This window comes from Streptomyces sp. NPDC057543, from assembly GCF_042801895.1.
GTDB lineage: Bacteria > Actinomycetota > Actinomycetes > Streptomycetales > Streptomycetaceae > Streptomyces.
This window is the reverse complement of the sequence record NZ_JBHVFF010000298.1, coordinates 1-10,471: the sequence shown is the minus strand read 5'-3', so window position 1 is coordinate 10,471 and position 10,471 is coordinate 1. Positions and strand designations below refer to the sequence as shown.

The 10,471-nt window shown below is 68.4% G+C and carries 8 protein-coding genes and 3 pseudogenes; 4 read left to right on the top strand and 7 right to left on the bottom strand.

Going from position 1 to position 10,471, the window contains the following annotated elements; translation table 11 throughout:
• The 5 genes and pseudogenes from ACFU8Q_RS34250 to ACFU8Q_RS34230 all read right to left on the bottom strand — a co-directional run.
• Window positions 1-205, bottom strand: a pseudogene (locus ACFU8Q_RS34250) (hypothetical protein); the annotation flags it as partial.
• Window positions 206-297: 92 nt separating this feature from the next.
• Window positions 298-627 carry a hypothetical protein gene (locus ACFU8Q_RS34245; RefSeq protein ID WP_384461862.1) on the bottom strand — a complete coding sequence of 110 codons (330 nt, stop codon included), beginning with the start codon at window positions 625-627 and terminating at the stop codon, window positions 298-300.
• A 282-nt stretch (window positions 628-909) separates the two neighbouring features.
• Window positions 910-2,100 (bottom strand): helix-turn-helix domain-containing protein, encoded by a 1,191-nt coding sequence (locus ACFU8Q_RS34240; RefSeq protein ID WP_384461859.1) that lies wholly within the window; start codon window positions 2,098-2,100, stop codon window positions 910-912.
• A 690-nt stretch (window positions 2,101-2,790) separates the two neighbouring features.
• Complete coding sequence (locus tag ACFU8Q_RS34235) at window positions 2,791-3,792, bottom strand: bile acid:sodium symporter (protein WP_384461856.1); 1,002 nt, start codon at window positions 3,790-3,792, stop codon at window positions 2,791-2,793.
• 92 nt (window positions 3,793-3,884) lie between these two features.
• Window positions 3,885-4,187, bottom strand: coding sequence for a hypothetical protein (locus ACFU8Q_RS34230; RefSeq protein ID WP_384461854.1), 303 nt, complete (start codon window positions 4,185-4,187; stop codon window positions 3,885-3,887).
• 658 nt (window positions 4,188-4,845) lie between these two features.
• Here ACFU8Q_RS34230 and ACFU8Q_RS34225 point away from each other — a divergent pair.
• Together ACFU8Q_RS34225 and ACFU8Q_RS34220 are read left to right on the top strand one after the other, a co-directional pair.
• Window positions 4,846-5,592 (top strand): hypothetical protein, encoded by a 747-nt coding sequence (locus ACFU8Q_RS34225; RefSeq protein ID WP_384461851.1) that lies wholly within the window; start codon window positions 4,846-4,848, stop codon window positions 5,590-5,592.
• A 257-nt stretch (window positions 5,593-5,849) separates the two neighbouring features.
• Window positions 5,850-7,049, top strand: a complete 1,200-nt coding sequence (locus ACFU8Q_RS34220) for a PP2C family protein-serine/threonine phosphatase (RefSeq protein ID WP_384461848.1) — start codon at window positions 5,850-5,852, stop codon at window positions 7,047-7,049.
• Window positions 7,050-7,276: 227 nt separating this feature from the next.
• Here ACFU8Q_RS34220 and ACFU8Q_RS34215 read toward each other — a convergent pair whose 3' ends face one another.
• The gene (locus ACFU8Q_RS34215; protein WP_384461846.1) at window positions 7,277-7,921 is read right to left on the bottom strand and encodes a dihydrofolate reductase family protein; all 645 of its coding nucleotides are present in this window, start codon (window positions 7,919-7,921) and stop codon (window positions 7,277-7,279) included.
• A 104-nt stretch (window positions 7,922-8,025) separates the two neighbouring features.
• Here ACFU8Q_RS34215 and ACFU8Q_RS34210 point away from each other — a divergent pair, with 104 nt between their 5' ends.
• The gene (locus ACFU8Q_RS34210; RefSeq protein WP_384461843.1) at window positions 8,026-8,523 is read left to right on the top strand and encodes a winged helix-turn-helix transcriptional regulator; all 498 of its coding nucleotides are present in this window, start codon (window positions 8,026-8,028) and stop codon (window positions 8,521-8,523) included.
• A 116-nt stretch (window positions 8,524-8,639) separates the two neighbouring features.
• Here the strand turns inward: ACFU8Q_RS34210 and ACFU8Q_RS34205 are convergent.
• Window positions 8,640-8,792: pseudogene (locus ACFU8Q_RS34205) on the bottom strand (IS5/IS1182 family transposase); the annotation flags it as partial.
• A gap of 43 nt (window positions 8,793-8,835) precedes the next feature.
• On the opposite strand from ACFU8Q_RS34205, the pseudogene ACFU8Q_RS34200 reads away from it, so the two are divergent.
• Window positions 8,836-10,327: pseudogene (locus ACFU8Q_RS34200) on the top strand (Tn3 family transposase); the annotation flags it as partial.
• Window positions 10,328-10,471 lie beyond the last annotated feature (144 nt).

The following is a 10,471-nucleotide window of genomic DNA, read 5'->3' as shown; positions in this document are numbered from 1 at the left end:
GCGCCATTTCATCGGTGGGCGGGAAGCTGGGGTCGGCTACCGCGATTGCGCTGAGCCTTTTCAGATGGCTGCGCAAGCGTTCGACGAGCGCCGGGATGGTGGCCTCGGGCGGCGGCTGGTTCCCGATCGTCATGTCCAGGTCGTCGAAGATCGCCTCGACGTCGAGCGGAGACCACGCAGTGATCCGCGCCAGGACATGCCTCAAGCCGTCATCGTCGAGCGGAGGCGTCCACTTCGGGACGCTGGCCCTAGGAGAGGCGACGCGCCTATCCCGAACCGGAGCGGTGAGGGAGATCGTCATGCTGGCACCGGCCCCGGTGTCATACGTGCGCGCACTGTCTTGCCGACGCGTTCGTGGCACAGGAACCAGGACAGTTCACCGCCGAGCCGACGGAGCGTCCAGAGGCCACGCCCCTCCTGGCCGGCTGCGGCTTGCTCGAAGTCCCGGAACTGCGGGATCGGGTCACGTACGTCGATCGTCAGCTCGTGGTCCCCAGTGACGGCGAGCTTGAGCCGCACCTGCCGGTTCTCTGTAGTCGGGCCCGGGTCGGCATGGTCCACGGCGTTGCGGACGAGGATTCCTACGACGGTTGTCGCGCCTTCGATGTTCCCGGCCCACTTGAACATCGTCAGCCGTGTCCGCGTGTGCAGGCGAGCTAACTGGGAAGCCGGCAGTAAGAGATCAAACGTCCTCGACCACTCCTGAGTGACCGGTGAAGCGGCGAGTAATGGTGCTCGGGCGGGTACAGCATCGCCTCGACTGGGGCGGTGCTGGGCCGCGGGTTGCTGTGTAGTCGTCATGGTCGGCTCCATGTCGAAGTGGCCAGTGACGACATGGTGGCGGCACGACAAGGCCCCAACTGACAGTGAATTACTGCCAGTTGGGGCCAAGGCTTTACTTAGGGCAACTTAGCGTGAGGAGCTGAGCCAGGAGCCGTAGGAGAGGAAGCTGTCAGGAAGTTGGCGATGGGCAGCTTCCAGGCCCTCGTACGTTTCCCTGACGGTCGGGTGATACTTCGCCTGCTGTGGCGCGATCTTCCGCGCCATCAGCAGGTTGCTGAACGCCCCGTCCAACTTGCCCGTCCACATCTGGGCACGGGCTACCTCGGCGAAGTGGTGGCTCGTGCGCGACTTAGGCCAGTCGCGAGGAATGGCGATGTCGGCTGACGCCTCGACGGCTTCGCCGTACTTGTCCAGCTCGGCGAGAACCGCGACCCGATGCACCTTGACGTTCGTCGGCCCGTACGCGAGCCAGTGAACCTTCACAGCCTCGCCAGTCTCGCCAGCGAGGAGTTCGGCGCTCAACAGGTGCTCCTGGGCGCGGTCCTCATCGTGGGCGCGGCCAGCCATCACCGCAGCCCCGAGATGGAGCTGCCCCGTGACGATCTGGCGTTCACGGCTTGCATCGGCTTGTTGCAGAGTCGAGAGCCCCATGGAGATGAGGCGGTCGCCTGTGCGGTACTGCCCCTCCCGCAGGTAGGTGAGGGCACGTAGGTAGTGGAACATGCCACCGAGTACCGCATCCGAACCCATTTGTGCAGCCCAGTCCAGACGTGCAAGGGACAGAGCGGCCAGGTCAGGGAACCCCAGCTTTGCAGCAACGTCGTACGACGTCCGGTAGAGACTCGCGAGCGTGAGCCACCCTTCGTGCGCCCCCGCCGCATGCGCTGCGGTCGTCGCTTCCTGGATGAGGCCTGCGACTTCACTTGCGGCCATCTTGATTTCGCCGCCACGAACGGCGGCACACAAGCGCTCAGCTTCTGTGTTCAGATCAGCAATGCTTCGTGCGTTGATCTCCGGATCTACGCCGAGGTCGTAGACGTCCAGAGCCTCGCGAATGGGCCTTATCAGTACGTCTAGTTCATCGGCCCGAAGTTCGTCCGCGTAGGGCTGGCCAACGATGGTTGCTACCGACACACCCAGGGCCCGAGCGAAGCACGCGGAAACGTGCGGAGTGAGGGGGAGTACGCCCCGCTCGGTCTTCGTGACGAGACTGGCTGACACGCCTGCCAGTTCAGCAAGTGCCGTCTGTGTCAGGTGGCGCTCTCGACGGAGGCGCGCGATGCGCGTTCCCGTGTGGTCGTGCGGCAGAGCATGCATACTGGCTCCTGTTCTGACTCGACAACAGAACAGTACCCGCGGTCGGCTCCGGGGGTACACGATCAGCCCCACCCCTGATGGGGTGGGGCTTCGTGCTTGGCTGGGGGCATTTCGGTCAGCTTGGCGGCCGTACCCGCAGGTTAGGGCGAACTTCACTCCGGCGGCTTTCGTGGTGCTCCCGTGGGAGCACGAGGGCGGGCTGAAACGGCTTGAGACGGGCCAGGGCGGGCCAGGGCGGGCCGAAACGCTGAGAGTTCACGCAGGTCAGAGGAAAGCCGCAGGTCAGGGCGGCGCAAGGGGCCCACTGTGCGGGGGCTCCGGCCGTTTCTGCGTATCTGCACCCTGACCTGCAAGTATCGCTAGATCTTGGCTAGTTCAAACGGGTGGCTGGGAAAACGGTGGGAAAAACTCGCACGTTGCGGCGCTGCTGTCGGACAGGCACAGCTTGACCTACGTGCAGCGGCGCCTGGGGCACGAGTCGATCAAGACCATCTCCGACCGGTACGGGCATCTGCTGGAGACGGCGCACACGGCCGCTCTGGTGACGATCGATCGGGTCATGGGGTTCACGTGCTCGGCCGCTACAGCTTCACCGCCTCCACCCCGGCCGGCGGCGGCCTGCGGCCCCTGCGCGACCCGGACGCGGCCGGGCTGGACGACGACGAGGACGGCGGGGAGGACTGACCGCGCTCAGGAACCGACCGGGGTCGCCAAGGCTTGGTCCGCGGAGACGAGCCGGGGGACGAGGCGGACGTAGGCGACCATGCCGAGGACCTCGACGAGGGTCTGGGCGACCACGACGACCGCGGCCACCGACAGGGCATCGGGCAGGGCCAGGGCCAGAGGCAGGACGACCAAGGAGTTGCGGGTCGCGCCGGTGAAGACGACAGCCCGCGAAGCGGGGGCGTCGAGGCGGAACAGGCGGGCGACGGCCTTCCCGGCGAACGCCATCACAATCAGGAACGCCGCGTAGTACGGGATGGCGGCCGCGACGTCCCCCAGGCTGTCGCCGAGCTTGGGGACCTGGGAGGCGACCACGACGAACAAGGTGGCGGCCATCAGCGGGACCATCGTCATGGTCGCGGCATCGGCCACCTTCTGCCCGGCCGGGCGGCGGGCGGCCCACGCCTGGAGGGTCCAGGCCAGCGCGAGGGGGATGACGATCAGGACGAGGAACGCCTCGACGAACGGTCCGACCTCAACGATGTCGGCCAGCTCCGACCCCATGAACAGGTACAGGAACCCGGGCAGTAGGAGCATCTGGACGACCAGCAGCAGCGGGGTGGCCGCCAGCAGGCGGCGGCTGGACCCGCCGGCCAGCCCGGAGAAGACGATCACGTAGTCCACGCACGGGCACAGCAGCACCAGCAGGACACCGACCCGCACCGCCTGGTCGGCGGGCAGGAAGACGAACATCGCGGCGACGACGAGCGGCACCACCACGAAGTTCACCACCAGTGCGGCGGACAGGAAGCGTCCGTCGCGCAGGGAGCGGAGCAGTTCGGCGGCCGGGACCTGGAGGAAGGTGACGAACAAAAGCGCGCCGAGCGCCGGGTTGATGGCGTGCTCCAGGCCCGGCCCGGCGGACGGCGCCGCCCCGCCCACCAGCGCGCCCGCCGCCATCGCGCCGAGGTACACCGCGATCTGGTGGTGTTCCATCCGCTCGACCAGGCCTGACGGTTCCTGCGACACCCGACTGCTCCCTTGCCTCTGTACCGTCCCGCGCCTGGTGGCGGGCCGCTTCCGTCATCCTCACAGGCCGACGGGCGGCCTCTCGCCCCAGGTCAGCGCACGCGATCGTCCCGGGCCGTGCCGACGGCGGGCAGGCCGAGGTCGACCGGGCCCGCCGTCGTCTTGCAGGCAGCGGCCCGGCGTCGGCGGCGCAGCACGTAGGCGCCCACGGCTGCGGCCACCGCCACGACCGCGAGGGCGGGGATCCAGAGGGAGGCGAGCGCGGAGGCCGCGCCGATGCCTCCGAGCAGGGCCAACAGCGGGCCCGCGCAGCACACCGCACAGGCGGCCATGCCGGCGCCCACCGTCCCCCACGGGCGCGGGCGGCGGGAAGAGGAAGGGGCGGGGTGGCTCATGCGGTCACTCCGAACAGATCGGCCAGCAGCGGCGCTGCGGCTTCGGGCGCGCGCACGGTCAGCTCCAGCGCGGCAGGGCGGCCAGCTGCGAGATCCTGTAGGTGCTCATGCCTCAGACGGTAAACCTTCGACCCGACTCGAAGGTCAAGCCCGGACGCAGGCCACACCGGGCACAGCCGTCACGCTCGGCAACTCTCACAAATGACCATCTGAGAGAGTTCTGCGACAGCCCCTGGAGTGATCACGTTTCCGCAGGTCGCCGTTTGCAAAAGTCCTCTCGAGCGCGCAGTAGTTGAACTGCGCGCTCCGCGCGATGACTGCGGTCCTGAAGTGTGCAGTAGCGGATCTGCAACCGGAAAGCGGCGTGACGCAGCTCGATAACGAGCCGCCCGCGGCCCTGGAACGGCAGGCGTGCTGAAGCCCACCCGTAGCGTCCTGACCGATATGAGCCGGTTCTGCGGCGCTGGCGGCGACACTCAGGGCGGGGGCTCGGTCCCCGGCGTCCAGGTCACCAGAGGCGCGAACCACTGGGACGTAGCCCTCGCCACGCACGCCTGGAACAACCCGAACTGCGACCTGTGGAGGGCGACATCCGCCGGGCCCCGGTCGAGAAGTGGCCGCTCTGCCATCTTTTCTGGGCCTCGCCGGAATGCCCCAAATGGAGCGCGGCCCGGGGCGTGAAGGTCCAATTCGACCGGACGGGCAGGGTTCGCTGTTCGACGACGTCGACGAGACGCAGCAGGGGATGATGCCCGGCGGTCCGTTCCTCGTCCCGGCCGGCGGAACCTGGTGGGAGAAGGCCGTCGGCCTGGACCTGCCGATGTCGACCCGTACGACGGTCGAGACCGACGGCATCGTCTTCCCGCCGCCGCTGATCCCGTGCGAGGGCCGCGAGGGGAAGAAGGCCATGAGGCTGGAGGACCCGCTGGGCACCCAGACGGCCCGTCTGGAGACCGCCCTCACGTACATGCCGTTCGTGATCCCCATGCGCGGTGGCGGCGACAACGAGAAGGCACGGCACATCGGGACGCCGCTCCACTCGGTCACCGCGGGCGGCAACCATCACGGACTGGTCACCGCGCCTGACCACCTGCTCCTCCCGTACTACGGCAACGGCCAGGCCAGGCCGGTCACCGACCCGATCGGTGCGCTGCCCACCCGCGACCGGTACGCCCTCGTCCGCCGCGACTTCAAGATCGACGACGTGCTGTTCCGGATGCTCCAGCCCAAGAAGATCGCGAGGGCGATGGCCTTCAAGGCGAAGTGCAAGATCATGGGCTCGAAGCGGCACCAGGTGCGGCAGCTCGGCAACGCGGTGACCCCGCCGGTCGCCGAAGTCCTGTACTGCGCGCTGGTCGAGGCAATCACCGGCGAGGAGATCGACCGGTATTCGCCGACTGCCTGATCTGCGATCTTCTGAAGCACTTGTTTTGTTTCGGGACCAGAGTTCCGAGTTCTTTTGGCCCCAGTTCCGACCTGTCGGGGGCGCGTGAAGGGGTGGCTCGCGCCCCCAGTAGCGACTTCTTTTGGCTCAGGTCCAGATGGACGCCGCTTCCCCGCCGGGCGCTCTTCTTCGTCGCCCTGGTAGCCGCCCTCGAGCAGTTGGGCAGCCCCGCCACTCCAGACCTGCGGGGCTGCTCCGGTGGGTGTAGACCCAGAGTTATGGGGTTGCGGCAACAGTTTGCGCACCATCGTCGCCCGCAGCAGGCCAGTAACGCCCTGCTGGCGCTCCCGCTCGGCCTGATCGTGGTCATCGTGCTGACCGACGTGCTGACCCCGAACAACAGGTTGCCGATGGGGCCGTCGCTGCTGATCGTGGCACCCGCGCTCGCCGCGTCCTTCGCCTCCACCCTCGTCACCGGAGCGATCGGCGCCCTCGCGGTGGTGGGCATCCTCGTCATCGGCCTGGACAACAACCTGCTGAACACGATGAATTTCGAGTCGCAGATCATCGCCCTGCTGGTGGTCTCGGTGATCGTGACCGTCTTCCGCTACCTGCGCGAGCGGCACGCTCGTGAGCTGGCGCTGGTGCGGACGGTGTCGGAGACGACGCAGCGGGTAGTACTGCGGCCGTTGCCACATCGGATCGGCCCGCTGCGTGTGGCGTCGATGTACCTGGCGGCGCAGGAACACGCCCTGCTCGGCGGCGACCTCTACTCCGCCGTACGCACCCCCACGGGCACCCGGCTGATCATCGGCGATGCGCGGGGCAAGGGCCTGACCGCGATCAGCGACGCCGCCCTGCTGCTGGGCGCCTTCCGAGAGGCCGCGCACCGCGAGGCCACCCTGCCCGACCTCATGGCCTACCTGGAGCACAGCGTGTGCTGGAACCTGGCCGAACCCGCCGAAGCGGAGACGGCCGGGGAGTGCTTCATCACCGCTGCCGTCATCGACATTCCCGACACGGCTGCCCTGGCGCAGATGGTCACGTGCGGGCACCCGCCACCCCTGCTGCTGCGCGACGGCCAGGTCACCGTACTGCCTGTCACTCGCCCCGCCCCTCCGCTGGGCCTGGGCGAGCTGAGCCGCCCCGACTACCACGTCGACACCTTCACTCTGGAGCCGAACGATGTGCTGCTGCTGCACACCGACGGGGTGACGGAGGCCCGCGACGCCCGGGGCGTCTTCTACCCGCTGGCCGAGCGCGCCGCCGACTGGGCGCACGAGAGCCCTTCAGCACTGCTCCACTGCCTGCGGGCCGACCTCCTCGCTTACGTCGGCGGCCGCCTGGCCGACGATGCCGCCGTGATCGCCCTCCAACCCACCCACAGCCACATTGAGGAGGACTGCCTGCCGACTGTACGAGCGTCGCCTGCCCGACGAGACGGCAATGGCGGCCCGCACAGAACCTGCGCCCCTTGATGTCCTTGGGCGCTGATGTGCTCAAGCCGCTTGCGTGAGCGGCGCCGGTGTCGCGGCCGGCTTCGCGCGGTCGTTGAAGGCGCTGCCGATCAGGATCAGCGGCGCGCCCTGGCCGGTCGTGTCGACGGCGAACGTGGTGCCGCCCTTGGAAGTGATGTTCGTCCTGTCGGCCTTCGGAGCGTGCGGGGTGGGAGACCGAGGTCGATTGCCCCCTGCGCGGGCGGTCGCTACGGCCGGGTGAAGGTCATGTGCGTGACGCCGCTGGGGGTTGTCACGGACTCGGCCTGGAAGCGCTTCTCGAGTCCTTCGAGTCCGTCCCACAGGCGCTCGCCACGGCCCAGAACGATCGGGACGACGGCGATGTGCAGATGATCGATGAGGTCTTCGACGAGGAACTCGCGGATCGTGGTCGGCCCGCCACCGATCCTCACGTCCAGGTCGCCTGCGGCCTCGCGCGCCTGACGGAGTGCCTCCTGCGGCGTGGCGTCGATGAAGTGGAATGTGGTGCCGCCCTCCATCTCCACCGAGGGGCGGGGGTGGTGGGTCAGGACGAACACCGGGGTGTGGAAGGGCGGGTTGGGCCCCCACCAGCCGTTCCAGTCGTCGTTCTCCCATGGCCCGCGCTGGGGGCCGAACTTGTTGCGGCCCATGATCTCCGCTCCGATGCCGACATCCCAGGTGCCGGCGATGGCGTCATCCACCCCAGTACTCCCATCCGGCTTGCCCAGCATCTGGTGGAAGGTCCTGGTCGGGAAGAACCACTCATGGAGCCGCGTGCCGGCGTGACCGAACGGGGCGTCGAGACTCTGCCCTTCACCAGTGGCGAATCCGTCGATAGAGATGGAGAAGTTGTGGACCCTCACGCGGGACATTGCACGGACCCCTGCCCTCGAAGCGATGTGATTGCGAACTACAATCACTAGCCTTGGGCGAGCCTAGACTCGGTGATGGCAGAATGCAATCACTGGAGGTGGGCATGCGAGACAAACCGCGGTCCGGATGCGCGGTCAACGCGGCGGTGGAGGCACTCGGGGACCAGTGGAGCCTCATCGTCCTGCGCGACATGATGTTCGGCGGGCGCCGACACTTCCGCGAGTTGCTCAGCCACTCCGAGGAGGGGATCGCGTCGAACATCCTCAGCAGCCGTCTCAAGGCCCTCGTCGCCGGCGGTCTCCTCACGCAGGAGCAGGTCGAACGAGGACGTCGAGCGACCTACAGCCTCACAGAAGCGGGCATCCAGACAGTCCCCATCATGGTCGCGCTCGGCTCCTGGGGAATGCGGCACCGCCCGACCACACCCGAACTCAGCGTCCGCGCTCGCCTCTTGGAGGACGGCGGCCCGCATCTCTGGGAGGACCTCATGGACGAACTCCGCGAGGTGCACCTGGGTATTCCCCGCCCGAACCCCAACCACCCCCGGGCCTCCGAACTCCTTCAGGCAGCCTACGAGCAGGCACTCACGGAGGCGCACTGACACACCCCTCCGGCCGGCATCAAGATCGCTTGGAGTGCTGATCCTCCACCGATACCCATCTTTCCGCGCGGGCGGCCTGACGATGGTCTTCAGAGTCCGCGCGGACAGGCGGCAGGTCATGCTCGGCGTCGGAGGCGTTCCTCCCAGCGGTGGGTGGTCCATGCCTGCAGGATCAGGCTACGGACGGTGATGATCGTGTCGGCGAGGTCGAAGAATGCGTCGATGACGGTGGTGCGCCGCTCGTAGCAGCGGGCGAGCCTGTGGAAAGCGGTGGCGGCACCCCGGCACCCCGGCAGCAAGGCAGGCACAGCCCTCAAGGCACTGAAGTCACTGCCGGACCTGATGGGGCGCAAGAAGGTCGGACCCGACGAGATCGACACGTCCCTCCTGGTTGGCTCGTGGCGGCGCCTCGTACTGGGCGCGCCGCACCTGGAGCCGGGCACGGTGGACTGGAAGGCGTACGTGTTCTGCGTGCTGGAGTCCTTCCACCGGATGCTGCGCCGACGGGAGGTCTTCGCGAAGAACTCCTCGAAGTGGGAGCGACCCGCGCGCGAAGCTGCTGGACGGCCAGGCGTGGGAGCAGGTCCGCCCGGCCGTGCTGGCCTCCCTGAATCTGCCCGGCGAGGTGGGTGAGCACCTGGCGGCGCGGGCCGCGCTGCTGGACGGCACGTACCGGGAGGTCGCCGGACGGGTGCCGGCGAACTCCCGGATCACCTTCGACGACGACGGCCGTCTGCACTTCGCCGCCCTGGAACCGGAGCTCGAACCCGCCTCCCTCCTGGACCTGCGGAAGGCGGTGGAGGCGATGATGCCCCGCGTCGACCTGCCGGAGGTGCTGCTGGAAGTGTTCTCGTGGACCGGCGCCGACCAGGCGTTCACCTCGATCACCGGCGGCGACGCCCGGCTGCGGGACCTGCACGTGACGGTCGCCGCGCTGCTGGTCGCGCACAGTTGCAACGTCGGCTACACGCCCGTCATCGGCTCCGCGGACGCGCTGAAGTACGGCACGTTGTCCCACGTCGACCAGACGTATCTGCGGCTGGCCACGTACCGGGCCGCGAACGCCACGCTCATCGAGCACCAGGCGTCCATCGGCCTCGCGCAGGCGTGGGGCGGCGGGCTGGTCGCCTCGGTCGACGGCATGCGGTTCGTCGTCCCCGTCCCCTCGGTCTATGCCCGGCCCAACCCCAAGTACTTCGGGCGCCGGGGCGGCGCCACCTGGCTGAACATGATCAACGACCAGGCGGCGGGGCCGGGCGGGAGGGTGGTGGCCGGGACCCCGCGCGACTCCCTGTACGTGCTGGACGTCCTCTACGACCGTGACGGCGGCAAGCGCCCGGAGACGATCGTCACGGACACCGCCTCGTACAGCGACATCGTCTCGGCCTGCTGACTCCGGCCGGGTTCGCGTACGCGCCGCAGCTCGCGGACCTGCCGGACCAGAAGTTGTGGCGCATCGACCGCACCGCCGACTACGGCGCCTTCACCGACGCCGCCCGTGGCCGGGTCGACCTTGCCCGGATCGAACGCCAGTGGAAGGACATCCTCCGCATCATCGGCTCCATCCATACCGGTCCGGATGCTGTCACGGGACGGGCGCCCGACCCCGCTCGGCGACGCGATCGCCCACTACGGGCGGATCGCCAAGTCCCTGCACATCCTGCGCCTGGCCGACGAGCCCGGCTACCGCCGGCAGATCAAGAGCCAGGCCAACCTCCAGGAGGGCCGCCACGCGTTCGTCCGGAAGATCTTCCACGGCCGCTCCGGGCAGCTCTACCAGCGCTACCTGGACGGCATGGAGGAGGGCCCCTGCGTGACCCAGACGCGGCCGATGAGTAGACCGGGAGGAAGGGGATAGCCGCCGACCCCGGCCGTTGTCTGGCGGCACACGGCCGCCGGACAGGTCGCCCACCGCCGAAATCAGACGCCTTCGCGCAGGTATAGGTCG